Origin of the sequence: Microbacterium sp. ZW T5_45, assembly GCF_044987415.1 — a bacterium.
In the GTDB taxonomy this organism is placed as follows: Bacteria; Actinomycetota; Actinomycetes; order Actinomycetales; family Microbacteriaceae; genus Microbacterium.
In genome coordinates, this window is sequence record NZ_JBJDRJ010000016.1 from 17,290 (window position 1) to 35,374 (window position 18,085).

The window sequence follows — 18,085 nt, forward strand, 5'->3', positions numbered from 1 at the left end:
GTTCGGCTGGTCTCTCTGTCCCAGGGTAGGCAGACGGTGATCAGCCACCAGCGGACGGTTTTCGGGTAACCGTTTCGCACTGGCGAGGGGTAGGCGGATTCGCCACCCCTCGCCCTCTCTTTCGTCCTCGGCTCTGGTCCCCTCCCCCGATCAGAGCCGAGAAGGGCGAGGCCGCGCGTGCCGACCCCGGTCAGGCTGGCAGACCCTTGTCAGTCCTCGCCGATGCGGGGGATCTCGCGGTAGAGGTCGACGTCGTCATCGTCGGTGGCCGGGCCACCGCTCGCACGACCGACCACCGTGACAGCGGTGGTCTCATCGCGGGCGGCGCGGATGATCAGGCGATCCGCGTGCGTCGTGGTGATCACCTCGGCGAGCTCGTCGCGGATGCGGACGCGCCGGCGTTCACCGACGTCGTCGAGGCCGCCTTCATCGAACACCGTCACCGCGACGCCCCGTCGTCGTGCATCGGCGATGGCGTCGCGCACGGCATCGTTGAGCAGGCTGGCACCGCGCAGCTCGTCGCGCAGTCGTCCCTCCGCCAGCCGGGCCTCCAGCCGCTCGTCCTCCGTGAGCGCTCCGTGCGCGGCCACGACACGTCCCAGCACGGGGCCGGCGACGGCGAGCGCGAACTGGGTTCGCAGGCGGCGCTCGCGCTGACGGACCTGCTGCGTCGCATGCCACGCGGACACCGCCTGCTGGATGTCGGCGAGCCGCTCGGTGTCACGGATCGCACGGTCCCAGAAGAGCACGAGCAGCCAGGCGACCAGAACCCACATGTAGGAACCGACGAGTCCCAGCGACAACGCGGGCAGGAAGCCGAGATGCAGGGACGACACCGTCGTCAGCCCCACGAGCGAGATCGCGGCGACGGCGAGCCTGCGACGCACCACGCACACGATCGCCAGCGCACCGATCGCGCCGATGTACCAGGTCGCGAACGGGGCCGTCCGCGATCCGTCCGCAAGCGAGTGCGACGCCAGGCTGGGCACCGCGACGCTCGTCCCGGCGCAGGCCACAGCGACCCACATCGGCATCCGCACCGTCGTGTCGGACTGCCAGAGGATCGCGATGTTCACCACCAGCAGGTACAGCACGATCGCCGCGATCATCAGCAACGGCGCATCGAGCGGTCGGGTCCAGGCCAGAGCCCGAGCGGCGAAGTACATCGCGAAGCCGATCGCGAGCGAGGTGGCGACACTGCGCACTGTGCGGTTCACGACTTCTCCCATCCGAGCACGATCTCCGTGCCCTGCTCGTCCGAGGAGATCTCCGCCGTGCCCGCGACCGCCGCCATGCGCGCGATGATCGACGCCCGGATGCCGAGACGATCTTCTCCGATGTCGTCGAGGTCGAAGCCGGGGCCGGTGTCGCTGATGGTCACCGAGATGCCGTCATCGCCTCGCCCCTCGGCCACGATGTGGAGGCCGCGGCCTCCCGCGTGCGTCATCGCGTTGCCGAGCGCCTGGCGGGCTGCCAGCACGAGCGCACGAGCCACACGCCCGGGGACGAGCCCGACGCCGCCGCGCTCCTCCACGACGGCATCCGCCCCGACCTCCGAGAGCGCGCGGCGCAGCTCCATGACGATCTGCGCCGTCGCGACGGGTGCGTCCGAGCCCTCCTGAGCCACCGCGGCTTCGGTGTTCGCGAGTCGCGTCAGGGCTTCACGGGCCATGCCGACCGCGAGATGACGAGCCCTCTCTCCTTCCGCTCTCTCGGCGGCGATCAGCGCGGCGAGCACGCTGTCGTGCATGAGCGCCGACATCGCCACCCGCTCCTCCTCCGCGGCGGCAGCGGCTGCCGCGGCCGCGTAGGCCGAGACGGCGCGTCCACGGACATCGTCGACCCCGGCCGCGACCGAGCGGAACATCCAGCCCAGCGAGATGATAATCACGCCCAGGATCAACGTGAACGACACGTCGAAGGCGGTCGTCATCCAGAAGTCGCCGGCGAAACCGCCCTGCACGAGCCGCACGTAGCCGTAGACGAAGGGAAGGATCACTGCGCAGACGAACTGCAGCCAGAGCGGGAACGCGAGCATCGCCGCCACGACTCCGACGTTGACGAGGAAGAAGATCCAGGGCTGCCGGTCGGCGGATGCCCGCGCGGGATCGATGACGAATGGCCAGGCGGCGAGAGCGAGCGTGTAGAGCACCGCGAACGCTCCGGAGGCCACCCGCACGCCACGTCCGGTCACGCACGCCACCAGCATCGCCACGAGCGGGACGAACACGACGAGGAGAATCACGATCCGCGGGGTGTCCAGCGTGCTCACCGTCGTCAGCGCGGCGATCAGCGCCTGGGTTCCGAGCACCGCGGAGCCGATCGCGACGACCGTCGCGAGGATGCGCTCCATGCGGCGTCCCGTGAAGCGTTCGAAGCCCGTCTCCACGCTGCCTGGAGACGGGATCTTGCTCCAGGCGTCGCGGATGCTGAGCGGCTCAGCCTGCACTCGGCCCTCCGCCGACCACGACGATGCCGTCCTCCATCGCGCGGCGGAGCAGATCGACCTTGGTGGATGCGGGGCGGCCGACGCTCACGTACTTCACACGGATGCGGGAGATGTTCTCCTTCGCCGTGGAATACGCGACGCCGAGGCGCTCCGCGACCGCCTTGAGCGGAAGCCCGGTGGCGTACAGACGCAAGACCTCGCGCTCACGGGTGGAGAGCTGAGCGTCGGCGAACGCGCGATCGCCGTCGACCGCACTCGCCCACTCCACATTGTTCAACGCGTCGCCCTGGGCGACCGTGCGGATCGCGTCGAGCACGTCGTCGAGAGCCGACGACTTGCTCACCACGCCAGCCGCGCCTGCGGCGAGCGCTTCGCGGACGGCGGCCGCACGATCGGCGACGCTGTGGATCACCACGCTGGAGCCGTCCGCCACGATCGATGTGACGTTCTCCGTCACGGTGGTCCCGTCGCCGAGGGTGAGATCGAGAACGACCACATCGGCCGGAGCCTCGCCAGTCGACGTCCGCCAGCACAGATACGACGCGACGGTGCTGCCGGAGAACACCACGTCCTGCTCGCCCGTTCGTGCGCATGCCGCCTCGAGCCCGAGGCGGACGGACTCGTGATCATCGATGAGTGCGACCCTGCTCATCCACTCAGCCTACTGAGTCCGGCATCCGCCGCGCCCGGGATCTCAGTGGACCAGACGCGCGACGACCTCGAAGTGGTGCGAGTGCGGGAAGAGATCGAACCCTCGCATCGCGTCGACCGACCAGCCGAGCTCACGGAACGTTCCGAGGTCGCGCGCCAGAGCCACGGGATCGCACGCGACGTAGGCGATCGCATCGGGCGAGAGCCCGTGCAGCGCCTCGACGACGGCGCGACCCGCACCGGCCCGGGGCGGATCGAGCACGACCGCTCCGGCACGCCCCGATGTCGCGGTACCGGCGAGGAACCGGTCGACACGTGCCGTCACCGCGGTCGCGTCGAGGTGTGCGAGGTTCACGGCCGCGTGCTCGGTGGCTCGTCTGCTGGACTCCACCGTGACCACGTCCGTTCCGCCGAGGTCGCCGAGCGTCGCCGCGAACAGTCCGACACCGCCGTACAGGTCGTAATGGGTCTTGGCCTCGTCCACGTGTCCGTCGAGCAGACCGTAGACCGCGCCGTCCAGCACGGATGCCGCCCTCGGATGCACCTGCCAGAACCCGCCGGAGTCCAGCTGGAAGGTGCGATCGCCGACCGTCTCGTGCACGACCTCCGGCACGCGGCGCGGGCGACGGTCGCGCCGCGCCCGGTCAGCATCCTCGTGGCGGATGATCCGGACGCGACCGTCGCCGGGTTCGACGAGGTCGATGCGTCCCCGCGCGCCGGATGTGAGACCGAGCGCCGCCTGCTCGATGAGCGGACGGGCGAGCGCGTAGGACTCGACCGGGATGACCCGATGACTGCGGGCGGCGTACGGGCCGACGGCACCGTGCTCGTCCACGTGCAGCGTCACTCGGGTGCGCCAGCGCGTACCGTCACCGGATTCGACGGCGTCGATCGTCGGCGCCTCGAGCCCTCCGCCTCCGAACCTGTCGAGCGCCTCCTGCAGCACCTGCCTCTTCAGCGTGCGCTGGTGCCCGAGGTCGATGTGACCGAGATCCCCTCCGCCAGCGCGATCATCGGGGTCGCGCGAGACGTCCGCCTCGGCCCAGACGTGCGCGCGGCGATGCTCGGAGGGTTCGAGCACCTCGACGGTCTCGGCGCGCCAGAAGCTCTTCGAGTCGTCCGTCGACGACGGGTCGAGGCGGGCACGCACCCGCTCGCCGGGGATCGCGTCCGAGACGAAGACGACACGCCCCTCGTGCCGGGCGACGAAGGTGCCGCCGTGGGCGATGCCCGTGATGTCCAGATCGAGCGTCCGCCCAGCCGAAGAAGTCATCCTTCGAGGATACGGTGGTCATCATGCGCGTCTGTCTCGCCTCCACCTCGCCCGCACGTCTCATGCTGCTGCGCCAGGCCGGCATCGAACCGCTCACGCTGTCGCCCTCGACCGACGAGGAAGCGATCGCCGCCGCCGCGGCGGCCGAACGCGGCAGCGAGCTGCCCCCGGAGGAACTCGTGCTCCTCCTGGCGCGGGTGAAGGCCGCAGATGTGGCCCACCGCCTGGCCGCGGAGAGCGAGTTCGACGGGCTGGTGATCGGCGGAGACTCGATGTTCGCCCTCGGCGGCCGCGTATACGGCAAGCCGCACACCGCAGAGGAGGCCACCCGGCGCTGGATCGAGATGCGCGGTGCCACGGGCGTCCTGCACTCCGGTCACTCCGTGTACCGGGTGTCGCCAGACGCCGCGCCGCAAGAGGCGACCGCCGTCGCCGAGGCATCCGTCACGTTCGCCGACGACGTCACCGACGTCGAGATCTCCGCATACGTCGCCTCCGGCGAACCGCTGCACGTCGCCGGAGCGTTCACGGTCGACAGCCTCGGCGGCGCCTTCATCACCCGTGTCGAGGGCGATCCCTCGACCGTGGTGGGCATGTCGCTGTCGACGATCCGCCGGCTCGCCGCCGAGCTCGGCGTCACGTGGACCGATCTGTGGTCGTAGGGTCCCGACACGTTCTCACGACTTTCTTGTGGAGAGTCGTCAAATAGATCGTCGGGCTTCTCGATAGGCTGACATTCATGCCTGATATCGCCAAGGTTCTCATCGCCAACCGCGGCGAGATCGCCGTACGCATCATCCGCGCCGCTCGCGACTCCGGGATCTCCTCCGTCGCCGTCTACGCCGACCAGGACCGCGACGCGCTGCACAGCCGGCTCGCCGACGAGGCCTATGCACTCGACGGTTCGACCAGCGCGGACACCTACCTGCAGATCGAGAAGATCCTCTCGATCGCGCGCCGCGCCGGCGCGGACGCCGTGCACCCCGGGTACGGCTTCCTCGCCGAGAATGCCGAGTTCGCCCGTGCCGTCATCGGCGCAGGACTCGTCTGGATCGGTCCGTCGCCCGAGGCCATCGAGGCGCTCGGCGACAAGGTCACCGCCCGTCACGTCGCCGAGAAGGTCGGCGCACCGCTGGCCCCCGGCACCCCCGGGCCGGTGTCCGGTGCCGACGAGGTCATCGCTTTCGCGCAGGAGTTCGGTCTGCCCATCGCCATCAAGGCCGCCTACGGCGGCGGCGGGCGCGGCCTCAAGGTCGCCCGTGAACTCGACGAGGTCGCCGAGCTGTTCGAGTCGGCGACGCGCGAGGCGGTCGCAGCCTTCGGCCGCGGCGAGTGCTTCGTCGAGAAGTACCTCGACAAACCGCGCCACGTCGAGACCCAGTGCCTCGCGGATGCCGCCGGCAACGTCGTCGTCATCTCCACGCGCGACTGCTCGCTGCAGCGCCGTCATCAGAAGCTCGTGGAGGAGGCGCCGGCGCCGTTCCTCACCGAGGAGCAGAACCGTCAGCTCTACGCAGCCTCGAAGGCCATCCTCAAGGAGGTCGGCTACGTCGGGGCCGGAACCTGCGAGTTCCTCATCGGCGCCGACGGCACCGTCTCCTTCCTCGAGGTGAACACCCGCCTCCAGGTCGAGCACCCCGTCTCGGAAGAGGTCACCGGCATCGACCTGGTCCGCGAGCAGTTCCGCATCGCGGCCGGTGGCACGATCGACTACGACGACCCCGAGCCGCAGGGACACTCCTTCGAGTTCCGTATCAACGGCGAGGACCCCGGTCGGGGCTTCCTCCCGCAGCCCGGACCCGTGCATGTCTTCAAGACGTTCGGTGGCCCCGGCATCCGTCTGGATTCCGGCGTGACCGCCGGCGACTCGGTCTCGGGCGCATTCGACTCGCTCCTCGCGAAGATCATCGTGACCGGCAAGAGCCGCGACGAGGCGCTCGAGCGCTCGCGTCGTGCCCTCGACGAGTTCGAGGTCTCGGGCCTGCCGACCGTCCTCCCGTTCCACCGCAAGGTCGTCCGCGACCCCGCGTTCACCGCCGAGAGCGGAGAGTTCGGCGTGTACACCCGCTGGATCGAGACCGAGTTCGTGAACGACATCCCCGCCTGGGACGGCGAGATCGAGCCGCAGGCCGAGACCGCCGGCCGCCACACGGTCGTCGTCGAGGTCTCGGGCAAGCGCCTCGAGGTCAGCCTGCCCGACCGCGTCGCCGCAGCCGTGAGCACGGCTGGACGCCCGGCAGCCGTGCCGCCGTCGCGTCGCAGCCATGCGACGTCGGTCAGCGCCGGCGCGTCGGGCGATGCCGTGAAGTCGCCGATGCAGGCCACGGTCGTCAAGGTCGCCGTCGAAGAGGGGCAGCAGGTCGTCAAGGGCGACCTCGTCGTCGTGCTCGAGGCGATGAAGATGGAGCAGCCGCTGCAGGCGCACAAGGACGGCGTCATCGGCAACATCAACGCTCAGGCCGGAGCGACGGTGTCTGCGGGACACCAGCTGCTGACGATCAGCTGATCGCAGGACGCACACGCAGAAGGGCCCCGCCGCACGGCGGGGCCCTTCTGCGTGTGCGCGGCTCAGCGCGGCGACAGCTCGGCGGACCACGCGTCGAGAAGCGTCTGCCCCTCGTCGGTGCCGAGGATCGCGCGAGCCGACGGCGTGCGGTGGAAGGTGCGCAGAGACGACCACACGACCTGCGGATGCGCGCGGAGCTGCGCGGCTTGCACGGTGATCGTCGCGGGGACTCGGTCGAAACCTGCCGAGACGGCACCGGTCGGATCGATGCGCAGCCGGATCAACGGCATCCGTCGAATGCCGCGTCGCTGATCTGTGATGTCGGCTTCCACCGCGCGGACCGACGACCAGGGCAGGTGAACGGTCATCTCGGGGCGGAGGATCGTGACCCCGTCGCGGCCGATGGCCAGCCCTGCCGTCCGTCGTCCCCGTGCCCCATCGTGCGCACCGGCGCGAATGCCACGGACGGCTGCGTATCCGAAGAGCACGCTGAGGACGGCCAGGACCGCCGCGCCGAGATAGGCCTGAGGTCTCCCACTCGCGCCGATCGTCACGGCTACGACCGTCCCGCCGGCGAGCACGAGCGCCCACACGATGGACAGTGCGGTCATGGTCAGTCCGACGCGGCGCTCCGGAATGAGGTGCGCGCGCGTGTCGGGGGCGAGCCTTCTGCCGTTCAGAAGCTCGTTCGTGTCGACCAGCCGGGGCCGCCCACCGCCGAACGGTCGACGAACCGCGACGAGCAGCGCGGAGAGCGCGAACAGCGCGAGTGTCGCCCCCGACCACAGCGGCCCGGCGGCTCCTCCGGAGAAGGCGATGATCGCGGCGGCCACGAGGGAGATCGTGATGCCGATCCACAGCATGGCACTGTTGCGCGGCGGATGGGGATCACCCCATTCCTCAGGCCACCTCTCCTGCGGCACCTCTGAAGGCGTCTCCTGCGGATTCAGCCCGAGACCACCTTGTGCATCGCACGGGATGCGTCGGTGATGCTCGACGACAGCGAGGGGTAGGCGGCGAACACGCGCGACACCTGATCGACCGTGAGGCGGCGCTCGACGGCGACCGCGATCGGGTAGATGAGCTCTGAGGCCTTCGGCGCCACGATCACGCCGCCGATCACGGTGCCCGAGCCCTTGCGGGCGATGAGCTTGACGAAGCCGTCCTTGATGCCCATCATCTTCGCGCGCGGGTTCGCGGCGAGCGGCAGCTTGTAGATGAGGCCGTCGGCCGTGCCGTCCTCCACATCCTGTTCGCTGAAGCCGACCGTCGCGATCTCGGGGGCGGTGAAGATGTTCGAGGTGATCTTGCGCAACTCGAGCGGGATCACGATGTCGCCCAGAGCGTGGAACACCGCGGTGCGCCCCTGCATCGAGGCGACGGATGCCAGCGGGAAGAAGTTCGTGCAGTCCCCCACGGCGTAGATGTTGGGCACCGAGGTACGGGCGACCTTGTTGACGCGGATGTGCCCCGAGTCGGTGAGCTCGACGCCGGCATCCTGCAGGCCGATGTCGGCGGTGTTCGGGATCGATCCGACCGCCATGAGGCAGTGCGAACCCGTGACGGTGGTGCCGTCGGACAGCGTCGCGACCACCCCGTCCTTCGTCACCTCGACCTTGTCGGCGCGAGACTTGGAGAGAACCTCCATCCCGCCCCGCTTGAAGACCTTCTCGAGCACCCGTGCCGCGTCCTGATCGGAGCCGGGGAGCACCTGGTCGCGGCTGGAGATCAGCGTGACCTTCGCGCCGAGGTTCATGTAGGCCGAGGCGAACTCGGCGCCCGTGACACCCGATCCGACGACGATGAGGTGCTCCGGAAGCGACTTCATGTCGTACAACTGGGTCCAGGTGAGGATCCGCTTGCCGTCAGGCTTGGCCGAGTCGAGCTCGCGGGGAGACGCCCCCACCGCGACGACGATGGTGTCGGCCTCGATCCGATCGAAGTCCGTGCCGTCGACACCGGTCGCCACGATGATCGCGCCGGATCCCTCGAGACGTCCGTGCCCGGACAGGATCCGGACCCCCGCCTCGAGGAGCACGGACCGCATGTCCTCGGACTGCTGCCCGGCGAGCGCGATGAGGCGCTTGTTGACAGCGGCGAGGTTGATCGCCACCTCGGGCTTGAGCGGCGTGCCGTTCTCGCCCTTCGCGTAGAAGTGCACCCCCAGGTCGCTGGCCTCGGCGATCGCGACCGCCGCGTCGGCGGTCGCGATGAGGCTCTTCGAGGGGACCACGTCGGTGAGCACGGCGGAACCGCCGATGCCGACGCGCTCGACCAGGGTCACCTCTGCGCCGAGCTGAGCGGCCGCGAGAGCCGCCTCGTATCCGCCGGGACCGCCGCCGAGGACGGCGACTCGCTGGGTGCGCTCAAAAGGGGTGAAAGACATGAGTTCCATTCTTCCGCAATCCTGGCGAGCGAGCCGTCACGTTCATAGAGTGGACGCATGCCCGTCACACACAGCAATCCGCTCGATGACCCCTCCGTGAACCCGTTCGACGTCGCCGCCACCGCGGCCGCCGACATCGCACGGCTGTCCGGCGTCGAGAAGCACGATATCGCCCTCACCCTCGGCAGCGGCTGGGGCAAGGCCGCCGACATCATCGGAGAGACCGTCGCCACGATCCCCGCCACCGAGGTCACCGGCTTCTCCAAGCCCGCGCTCGAGGGGCACGTCGGCACGCTCCGCAGCATCCGCACCGCCGACGGCAAGAACGTCCTCGTCATCGGCGCGCGGACCCACTACTACGAGGACCACGGCGTCCGCCGCGTCGTCCACTCCGTCCGCACCGCCGCGGCCACGGGGGCGAAGATCATGGTCCTCACGAACGGCGCCGGCGGCGTCCGCGAGACCTGGAAGCCCGGCCAGCCGGTACTCATCAGCGACCACATCAACCTCACGGCCGACTCGCCGCTGGAGGGCGCGAACTTCGTCGACCTCACCGACCTCTACTCGCAGCGCCTGCGAGACATCGCTCGCACCGTCGACCCGACGCTCGACGAGGGCGTGTACACGCAGTTCCGCGGTCCGCACTACGAGACCCCGGCCGAGGTGCAGATGGCGAAGATCATCGGCGGTCACATCGTCGGCATGTCGACCGCTCTCGAGGCGATCGCAGCCCGTGAGGCGGGGATGGAGGTGCTCGGCTTCTCGCTCATCACGAACCTGGCCGCCGGCATCCAGAAGACTCCGCTGAGCCATGCCGAGGTGATCGAGGCCGGGCAGTTGGCGGAGCCCGTGATCACGAAGCTCCTGGCCAAGGTCGTCGAGGCGCTGTGAGCGAGGAACTGCTCGCGACGGCGCGGGCATGGCTGCGACAGGACCCCGACCCGCAGACGCGGGACGAGCTCGCCGGGCTGATCACCGGAGCGGCGAGCGGAGATGAGAGCGCCGCCGCCGAGCTCGCCGACCGCTTCGGAACCCGACTCGCCTTCGGCACCGCCGGTCTGCGCGGTGCGCTGGGCGCCGGCAGCAATCGGATGAACCGCGTACTCGTCGCCCAGGCGGCGGCGGGCTTCGCCGCGTACCTGCGCGAGCGGGTGCGGAGTGATCGACCCACCGTCGTGATCGGCTACGACGGTCGACGCAACTCGCGGGTGTTCGCGACCGACTCGGCGGAGATCTTCGCCGGTGCGGGTCTGCGCGCGATCCTCCTCCCCCGTCTACTGCCCACCCCCGTGCTCGCCTTCGCCGTGCGGCACCTCGGCGCCGACGCGGGCGTGATGGTGACGGCGAGCCACAACCCGCCGAACGACAACGGCTACAAGGTGTATCTCGGAGGAGCGGACGACGGCTCGCAGATCGTCGCTCCGGCGGATGCCGAGATCGCGGCGCACATCCAGCGCGTCGCCGATGCCGGCGATGCCGGCGCGTTACCGAGGGACACCGGCTACGAGACGGCTGGAGAGGACGTCGTCGAGGAATATATCCGCGCGACCGCGGCCGTGGCGCCCGCTCCTGCGTCGGCATCCGGCCTCCGGTGGGTCTACACGGCCATGCACGGCGTCGGGTGGGAGACGTTCTCGCGCATCCTGACGGTCGCCGGCTACCCGCATCCGTCGACGGTCCGGGATCAGCTGCATCCGGATGCGACGTTCCGCACGGTGTCGTTCCCGAACCCGGAGGAGCCGGGGGCGATGGATCTCGCGTTCGCGCGGGCACGACAGGTGCGGGCGGACTTCATCCTCGCCAACGATCCGGATGCCGACCGACTCGCGGTCGCGATCCCCGACGAGTCCGCCATCGGCGGGTGGCGTCGACTCACCGGCAACGAGGTGGGACTTCTGCTCGGCGCGCGTGCGGCACGAGCAGCGGAGGGGACACCGGACGCGTCGCTGGCATGCTCGCTGGTCTCCTCGCCCGGTCTCGGTGCGATCGCCGCGCGGCACGGTCTCGCCTTCCACGAGACGCTCACCGGGTTCAAGTGGATCTCGCGGGCACCCGGCATGGTCTTCGGCTTCGAGGAGGCCCTGGGCTACCTCGTGAACCCCGGCACGGTACGCGACAAGGACGGGATCTCGGCCGCCGTCGCGATCCTCGGTCTCGCCGCCGAGGCCCGCGAGCGCGATCTCACGATCGCGCAGCTGCTCGCAGAGCTCGGCGAGGTCTACGGCCACTTCGCGAGCGGTCAGGTGTCGATCCGCGTCGAGGACCTCTCGATCATCGGCACCGTGATGCAGTCGCTGCGCGCCACCCCGCCGAGCACGATCGGCGAGGTTCCGATCGCCTCCGCCGAAGACCTGCTGCATGCACCCGAGGGCACCCCCTCCGGTGACGTGCTGCGCTATCGACTCGACGACGGATCGCGCGTGATCGTGCGGCCCAGCGGCACGGAGCCGAAGCTCAAGGTCTACATCGACGCGAAGGCCGAGTCCGCCGAGGCGGCTGCGCAGAGCGTCGACCGACTCGAGGCCGCGGTCCGCGCGCTGCTGGAGGAGCGCTCCTGAGCGCTGAGGACATGACGACGAGGCGGGTGAGGATCACTGCCCACAACGGCGCCCATGCGCGCCCTGTGGCCGAGCTCGCCCGCCTCGCCCTCGACTTCGGCCGTCCGGTCTCGGTGCGCACCGAGACCGGAGCCGTGGCAGACGTCGGCAGCGTGCTCGCGGTGATGGACCTCGGCCTCGGCGAGGGCGAGACGGTCGTGCTGGAGACGGCGGACGCACCGGGCGCCGAAGCTCTGCTGGAATCGATGGCAGAGGTGCTCGCTCCGCGACCGTTCTGACGCCGACTCTGTTCTGACGCCGGTCCGTTCCGGTGCTCCCGTCCGATCCGGCGGTCAGCCGTCGATGACGGCGACGAGTTCGTCGAGGAAGGCCTCGAACGTCGTGCCCCGTCGCACGATTCGCTGCACGCTGTCGTGTTCGCTGAAGACCTCGACGAGCTGCTCGAACACGGTCTGAAAGGCTGCGCGGTCGCTCTCGCTGAACGCGGCGAGCGCGACGACCTGCACACGTCCGTCTCCCCAGGCCACGGAGCCGTCGGCGACCCCGATCGCGATGGCCGTCCGTACGGCGGACATCTGCAGCGCGTGCGGCACCGCGAGTGCATCCGTGAACGCGGTCGAGGACATCCGCTCCCTCGCGATCGTGTTCTCGACGTAGTCGTGGCCGATCAGTCCGCGTCGCACGAGCGCACCGCCCAGGCGACGGATGATCGCGTCCTCGCCTTCATCGGGCAGCGGGTGGACGAAGGCATCCGCACCGAAGTAGCGCGAGAGCTCCTCGCGGAGCCGGTTGAGCCGACGGCTGCGACGCAGCCTGCTCGCCGCCTGCTGCACGCGTTCGGCATCCGTGTCGGAGAAGAACGGATGGATGCGCACGAAACGCTCCCCCGCCGCTGCGGGCTCGATCGTGCTGAGCACGAGGTCGGTGTCGAACGACGACCAGTCCGGATCCACGCTCGTGATCACGCTCGTGACCTCGATCGACGAGCCCAGCGACCGGTCGACGCTGGAACGCAGCAGCTCGTGGAGTTCGTAGTACCCGGGGCAGACGATCGTCGCGGTGAGGATCGACGCGGCCTTGCGACTGCGTTCGAGTCGGCCGCCCACGTGCATCGCGATGTAGGCGATCTCGTCGTCGTGGATCGGTGAGCCGACGCGGTCGTGCAGCCCGCTCGCGATCGAGACGGCCACCTCGAAGATCATCGGATACGAGGTCTTCAGCGACTTGGTCAGGGGATTGCGCGACAGCGCCCGCGTCTCGGCCCGTCGGAGCAGGTTCTGGATGTGCAGCGCGAGGCGCAGCACGAAGGTGTCGTCGACGAGATCGAGACGGTACTCGGTCGCGGCGCGCTGCAGCTCGTCGCGCACGGCCTGCTCGACGCGCGGCTCGACGCCGCTGCGCGCGACGTCCTGGGTCGCCGTGTCGCCGGGGGCGACAACGCGGGTCAGCACGAGCGACGCGAGATGGGCGCTGTCCCCCTCGCCCAGCCGCACGGCGAAGTGCTCCTCGGCGAGACGGGCGATCACGCCGCCGACCCGCGGGATCTCCTCGCGCGCTCCGGGGTGCGCCGCGGTCAGGGAGTGCCCGGCAGCCACCCGGTCGGCGGCGATCGCGATGTGCAGCAGCACGTCCGAGATCGCGAGCTCATTGACGAAATAGCCGAGCGTTCCGAGCTCCTGCACGAGCGCGGACTTGAACGGGGCCACGGCGCTCGCGTCGACCGCGTTGCCCACGAGCGCGGTGCGGAAGGCTTCGGGATGGAACGTCGCCGCGTCCGACTCGTCGTGCGCCAGGCGGCTGATCAGTCGCCGCCGCGCCTCTTCTCCTCCGCTGAGGCCGACCACCTCGCGGTCGCGATCGAGCACGAGACCCGTGCCCTCGAGGACCGCGCGAACGCGTCCGAGATCCGCCTCGAGCGTCGCCTCGCTGACATGCAGGCGCTCGGCGGTCTCGTAGACATCGATCCCGCCCGGCGCGTCCAGCAGCATACGGACCACTTCGTGCAGGCGCTGCCGCGGCGAGCTCTCCGAACCGGCACGGGTGCGCAGCGCCGCCCGTGCGCCAGGGCCGGACCGATAGCCGGCCGAGCCGGATTCGACGGCGTCGCCCTCGGGGACGCGCGCATTGAGCGCGACGACGTAGGAGCGGATGCTGCGCGGCGTCACGCCGACGAGATCTGCGAGGCCCGCGGCCGTGACCCACGCGTCCTGGCGCAGCAGGATCGAGAGGATCTGGTCCTGGCGCTGACGCGACATCTGTCTCCGATTCCTCCGCGGCGCGGGCGACTGCCCTGTCCGACTCCCATGATGTCAGCATCCGCGCGGGCAGGGGCGGAAGCCCATGTTCCGCAGGGGCGGAAACGATCGTGTTGGCGAGGGCGGTGCCCGGGCTCACAGACTGTTCTCAGAAAGGCGGAATCGATGAAGATCCTCGTGGTGTGCGGCGCCGGTGCGTCCAGCACCTTCGTCGCTCAGCGACTGACCCGTGCGGCGACAGCACACGGACTGTTCTGGAGCGCAGCGGCCGGAACCGAGTCGGCGGTCGGCGCGATCGACCACGATGCGGTCCTGATCGGCCCGCATCTGCGCGACCGCCTCGACGGCATCCGCTCCGTCACGGAGGCGCCGGTGACCGCGCTGCCCGACGACATCTTCGACGACCGCGACGGCGAGCGCACGCTCGCGATCGTCCGCACGCTCCTCGCTGACCACCGCACCACTTCGGAAGGAAGATCATGACCGCCACCCGCACCGTCCGGATCGGCTCATCGCACGGGCTGCACGCCCGCCCCGCCAAGCTCTTCGCGCAAGCCGCGAAAGACGCCGGAATCCCCGTCACGATCGCCAAGGACTCCGGTAAGCCCGTGAACGCGGCGAGCATCCTCGGGGTGATCGCGCTCGCGATCGAGTTCGGCGACTACGTCACGATCACCGCCGACGGCGACGGTGCCGACGCCGTGCTCGACACGCTCACCGAGCTGCTGACCACCGACCACGATCAGGAGAGCGCCGGATGAGCGAGCTCCGCGGAGTCGGTATCGGACTGGGCGTCGCCCAGGGACCGGTCGTGCGCATGACTGAGGCCCTGCCCGCGCCCGAGAACACGCCCAGCACCGTCGGCGTCGACGCCGAGCGCGCCCGCGCCCGTGACGCTGTCGGCGCTGTCGCCGCGGAGCTGAATGCGCGCGGCGAGGCCGCAGGCGGGTCTGCCCAGGAGGTGCTCGAGGCCCAGGCCATGATCGCCGAGGACCCCACGCTGCAGGACGAAGTGGACGCGCGCATCGATGCGGGCAGCACCGCCGAATGGGCCGTGCACGACGCCTTCGCCGGATTCCGTGCGACCCTCGAGGCGGTCGGCGGCTATCTCGGCGAGCGAGCAGCCGACCTCGACGACATCGCACAGCGCGTGCTCGCGCACCTGCGCGGCGTGGCCGCGCCCGGCGTACCGGATCCCGGTCACCCCTACATCCTGGTGGCGCGCGACCTCGCACCCGCCGACACGGCTCTGCTGAACCTCGATCAGGTGCTCGCACTCGTCACCATCGACGGAGGACCGACCTCGCACACGGCGATCCTCGCCCGCGAGAAGGGCATCGTCGCGGTGGTCGGCACCGTGCGGGCGGCGGATCTGGTCGATGGCGAGACCGTGATCGTCGACGCCGCAGCGGGCACCGTGATCACGTCGCCGTCCGACGACGAGAAACAGCGTGCGGCACAGCGCGCCGCCGAGCGGCTGTCCGCGGACACCGCTCCCCTGACTCCCGGCGCCCTCGCCGACGGCACGTCCATCGCACTGCTGGCGAATCTGGGGAAACCTGCGGATGCGGCCGATGCCGTCGCGCGCGGGGCCGAGGGCGTCGGGCTCTTCCGCACCGAGTTCCTGTTCCTCTCCTCGGCGCAGGCGCCGACCGTGGCGCAGCAACGCGAGCAGTACCGCGAGCTCCTGTCGGCGTTCCCCGGCAAGAAGGTCGTCGTCCGGATGCTCGACGCGGGGGCAGACAAGCCACTGGCGTTCCTCAACGACGCGCACGAGGAGAATCCCGCGCTCGGTCTCCGCGGTCTGCGGGCGCTGCGGGCCAGCGAGGACATCCTGCGTGAGCAGCTGACGGCGCTCGCCGAGGCGGATGCCGAGACCGAGGCCGATCTGTGGGTCATGGCTCCCATGGTCGCCACGGTCGAGGAGACGGTGTACTTCACCGATCTCGCCCGCGAGTACGGGCTGAAGACCGCGGGCGTCATGGTCGAAGTGCCCTCGAGCGCGCTGCTCGCGGACCGGGTGCTCGCCCACGCGGACTTCGCGTCGATCGGGACGAACGACCTCACCCAGTACACGATGGCCGCCGACCGCCTGCTGGGTTCCGTGGCCGGCTTCCAGGATCCGTGGCACCCTGCGGTGCTGCGGCTCGTCCGCGAGGTCGGCGCCGCCGGCGCCCGGCTCGGCAAGCCCGTCGGCATCTGCGGCGAGGCCGCCGCGGATCCGCAGCTGGCGGTCGTGCTCGTCGGACTCGGAGCGACGAGCCTCTCGATGGCCCCCTCGGCACTCGCCGACGTGCGGCACACCCTCTCCACCCGAACCCTCGATGAGGCCCGCAGCCTCGCCGAGGCCGCCCTCGCCGCAGACGATGCGGCATCCGCTCGACAGGCCGTGGCGACGCTCGCGGCGACGTTCCCTCACCACTGAAAAGAGAAGAGACCATGACGACGACGTCACCCGCCACCCAGCCAGGTGGCCTCCGCGTAGGCGTGCAGCGGTTCGGCACGTTCCTCTCCGGCATGATCATGCCGAACATTCCCGCGCTGATCGCGTGGGGCATCATCACCGCGTTCTTCATCCCTGTCGGCTGGACGCCGAACGAGCAGCTTGCAAGTGTCGTCGGCCCGTTCATCCACTACCTGCTGCCGATCATCATCGCCTACACGGGCGGAACACTGGTCTACAAGACCCGCGGCGGCGTGGTCGCGGCTATCGCGGTCATGGGAGCGATCGCCGGCTCGGACTATCTGATCGCCCAGGTCAACGCGACTCTTCCCGAGGACAACCAGCTGGGCCAGATCCACATGTTCATCGGTGCGATGATCATGGCTCCGCTCGCGGCCTACACGATGAAGTGGCTCGACTCGCTCTGGGAGGGCAAGATCAAGGCCGGCTTCGAGATGCTCGTGAACATGTTCTCGGCCGGCATCTGGGGCTTCGTGATGGTCGTGATCGGCTTCTACCCGGTGGCCTGGCTGGTGAACGGCATCATGAACGTGCTGTCGACCGCAGTGAACTGGCTGGTGGACACGAACCTCCTGCCGCTGACCAGCATCATCATCGAGCCGGCGAAGGTGTTCTTCCTCAACAACGCCATCAACCACGGTGTGCTCACCCCGCTCGGTACCCAACAGGCGACGGACAGCGGCAAGTCGATCCTGTTCCTCCTGGAGGCCAACCCCGGCCCCGGTGTCGGTCTGCTGCTCGCGTTCACGATCTTCGGCATCGGCGCGGCACGCGCCTCCGCGCCCGGCGCTGCGGTCATCCAGTTCTTCGGCGGAATCCACGAGGTGTACTTCCCCTACGCGCTCATGAAGCCGATCCTCATCGTCGCCCTGATCGCAGGTGGCATGACCGGGGTCACCACCAACATGCTGTTCGGAACCGGGCTCGTCGCGCCTGCCGCACCGGGAAGCATCATCGCGGTGCTCGGGCAGACCTACCGCACCGACTACCTCGGAGTGATCCTCTCGGTGATCCTCTCGGCCGCGGTGACGTTCATCATCTCGATGCTGATCCTGCGCGCGAGCCGGAAGAAGGATCTCGAGAAGGAGGACGCATTCGCTGCCGCTGTCGCGCAGACCGAGGCCAACAAGGGCAAGTCCTCCGAAGCGCTGAGCGGCCTCGTCAAGAACTCGGCGACGACCGCCGTCGCCACGACCCCGATCAGCAACATCGTGTTCGCCTGCGACGCCGGCATGGGCTCGTCCGCCATGGGCGCCAGCGTCCTGCGCAACAAGTTCAAGAAGGCGGGCATCGACGGTGTCACGGTCACCAACCAGGCGATCGCGAACCTCGACGGCACGGCCGACCTCGTCATCACTCAGCAGCAGCTCACCGACCGGGCAAAGGCGCAGTCGCCGAACTCGCTGCACGTCTCGGTGGACAACTTCATGAACTCTCCGAAGTACGAAGAGGTCGTCGAGCTGGTGCGCGAACAGCGCGAGTCCGAGGCCTGATCGAACCGGCAGGGCGGGTGCCACAGCATCCGCCCTGCCGCCACACTCTC

Annotated in this window: 16 protein-coding genes; 9 read left to right on the forward strand and 7 right to left on the reverse strand. The window is 69.6% G+C overall.

The genetic code is table 11. The features are described from left to right. Nucleotides 1-209: 209 nt before the first annotated feature. From ACI3KS_RS10190 to ACI3KS_RS10205, 4 genes are read right to left on the reverse strand one after another with little or no spacing between them, the layout of a single operon-like run. Nucleotides 210-1,217 carry a hypothetical protein gene (locus ACI3KS_RS10190; RefSeq protein ID WP_404917854.1) on the reverse strand — a complete coding sequence of 336 codons (1,008 nt, stop codon included), beginning with the start codon at nucleotides 1,215-1,217 and terminating at the stop codon, nucleotides 210-212. Next, nucleotides 1,214-2,449, reverse strand: a complete 1,236-nt coding sequence (locus ACI3KS_RS10195) for a sensor histidine kinase (protein WP_404917856.1) — start codon at nucleotides 2,447-2,449, stop codon at nucleotides 1,214-1,216. Before ACI3KS_RS10195 ends, ACI3KS_RS10190 begins: the two co-directional genes overlap by 4 nt. Continuing rightward, entirely contained in the window at nucleotides 2,439-3,101 is a 663-nt protein-coding gene (locus ACI3KS_RS10200; protein ID WP_404917858.1) for a response regulator transcription factor, read from the reverse strand. Before ACI3KS_RS10200 ends, ACI3KS_RS10195 begins: the two co-directional genes overlap by 11 nt. A gap of 42 nt (nucleotides 3,102-3,143) precedes the next feature. Next, nucleotides 3,144-4,373: a class I SAM-dependent RNA methyltransferase gene (locus ACI3KS_RS10205; protein WP_404917860.1), complete on the reverse strand. Its 1,230-nt coding sequence runs from the start codon at nucleotides 4,371-4,373 to the stop codon at nucleotides 3,144-3,146. Between the two features lie 23 nt (nucleotides 4,374-4,396). On the opposite strand from ACI3KS_RS10205, the gene ACI3KS_RS10210 reads away from it, so the two are divergent. Then, entirely contained in the window at nucleotides 4,397-5,035 is a 639-nt protein-coding gene (locus ACI3KS_RS10210) for a Maf family protein (protein ID WP_404917862.1), read from the forward strand. Between the two features lie 77 nt (nucleotides 5,036-5,112). Continuing rightward, nucleotides 5,113-6,879 carry an acetyl/propionyl/methylcrotonyl-CoA carboxylase subunit alpha gene (locus ACI3KS_RS10215; protein WP_404917864.1) on the forward strand — a complete coding sequence of 589 codons (1,767 nt, stop codon included), beginning with the start codon at nucleotides 5,113-5,115 and terminating at the stop codon, nucleotides 6,877-6,879. A gap of 62 nt (nucleotides 6,880-6,941) precedes the next feature. On the opposite strand, the gene ACI3KS_RS10220 is transcribed toward ACI3KS_RS10215, so the two are convergent. Together ACI3KS_RS10220 and ACI3KS_RS10225 are read right to left on the reverse strand one after the other, a co-directional pair. Beyond that, nucleotides 6,942-7,742 carry a hypothetical protein gene (locus tag ACI3KS_RS10220; RefSeq protein WP_404917866.1) on the reverse strand — a complete coding sequence of 267 codons (801 nt, stop codon included), beginning with the start codon at nucleotides 7,740-7,742 and terminating at the stop codon, nucleotides 6,942-6,944. 83 nt (nucleotides 7,743-7,825) lie between these two features. Then, complete coding sequence (locus tag ACI3KS_RS10225; RefSeq protein WP_404917868.1) at nucleotides 7,826-9,274, reverse strand: NAD(P)H-quinone dehydrogenase; 1,449 nt, start codon at nucleotides 9,272-9,274, stop codon at nucleotides 7,826-7,828. Nucleotides 9,275-9,322: 48 nt separating this feature from the next. Here ACI3KS_RS10225 and ACI3KS_RS10230 point away from each other — a divergent pair, with 48 nt between their 5' ends. Genes ACI3KS_RS10230 through ACI3KS_RS10240 form a run of 3 tightly spaced genes read left to right on the forward strand, consistent with a single transcriptional unit; the run spans nucleotide 9,323 to nucleotide 12,101 of the window. After that, nucleotides 9,323-10,156, forward strand: a complete 834-nt coding sequence (locus ACI3KS_RS10230; RefSeq protein WP_404917870.1) for a purine-nucleoside phosphorylase — start codon at nucleotides 9,323-9,325, stop codon at nucleotides 10,154-10,156. Then, on the forward strand, nucleotides 10,153-11,823 hold the full coding sequence (locus tag ACI3KS_RS10235; protein WP_404917872.1) for a phospho-sugar mutase: 1,671 nt from the start codon (nucleotides 10,153-10,155) through the stop codon (nucleotides 11,821-11,823). Before ACI3KS_RS10230 ends, ACI3KS_RS10235 begins: the two co-directional genes overlap by 4 nt. Before the next feature lie 11 nt (nucleotides 11,824-11,834). Continuing rightward, on the forward strand, nucleotides 11,835-12,101 hold the full coding sequence (locus tag ACI3KS_RS10240) for an HPr family phosphocarrier protein (RefSeq protein ID WP_404917874.1): 267 nt from the start codon (nucleotides 11,835-11,837) through the stop codon (nucleotides 12,099-12,101). 54 nt (nucleotides 12,102-12,155) lie between these two features. Here the strand turns inward: ACI3KS_RS10240 and ACI3KS_RS10245 are convergent, their stop codons facing one another. After that, on the reverse strand, nucleotides 12,156-14,078 hold the full coding sequence (locus ACI3KS_RS10245; RefSeq protein ID WP_404917876.1) for a BglG family transcription antiterminator: 1,923 nt from the start codon (nucleotides 14,076-14,078) through the stop codon (nucleotides 12,156-12,158). 165 nt (nucleotides 14,079-14,243) lie between these two features. Between ACI3KS_RS10245 and ACI3KS_RS10250 the strand changes: the two genes are divergently transcribed. Genes ACI3KS_RS10250 through ACI3KS_RS10265 form a run of 4 tightly spaced genes read left to right on the forward strand, consistent with a single transcriptional unit; the run spans nucleotide 14,244 to nucleotide 18,035 of the window. After that, a complete protein-coding gene (locus ACI3KS_RS10250) occupies nucleotides 14,244-14,561 on the forward strand; it encodes a PTS sugar transporter subunit IIB (RefSeq protein WP_404917878.1) in 318 nt (105 codons plus the stop codon). Next, nucleotides 14,558-14,839 carry an HPr family phosphocarrier protein gene (locus ACI3KS_RS10255; RefSeq protein WP_404917880.1) on the forward strand — a complete coding sequence of 94 codons (282 nt, stop codon included), beginning with the start codon at nucleotides 14,558-14,560 and terminating at the stop codon, nucleotides 14,837-14,839. The genes ACI3KS_RS10250 and ACI3KS_RS10255 overlap by 4 nt, the downstream gene beginning before the upstream one ends. Next, entirely contained in the window at nucleotides 14,836-16,503 is a 1,668-nt protein-coding gene (gene ptsP, locus ACI3KS_RS10260; protein WP_404917882.1) for a phosphoenolpyruvate--protein phosphotransferase, read from the forward strand. Before ACI3KS_RS10255 ends, ptsP begins: the two co-directional genes overlap by 4 nt. A gap of 14 nt (nucleotides 16,504-16,517) precedes the next feature. After that, nucleotides 16,518-18,035, forward strand: a complete 1,518-nt coding sequence (locus ACI3KS_RS10265) for a PTS mannitol transporter subunit IICB (protein WP_404917883.1) — start codon at nucleotides 16,518-16,520, stop codon at nucleotides 18,033-18,035. Nucleotides 18,036-18,085: the final 50 nt, after the last annotated feature.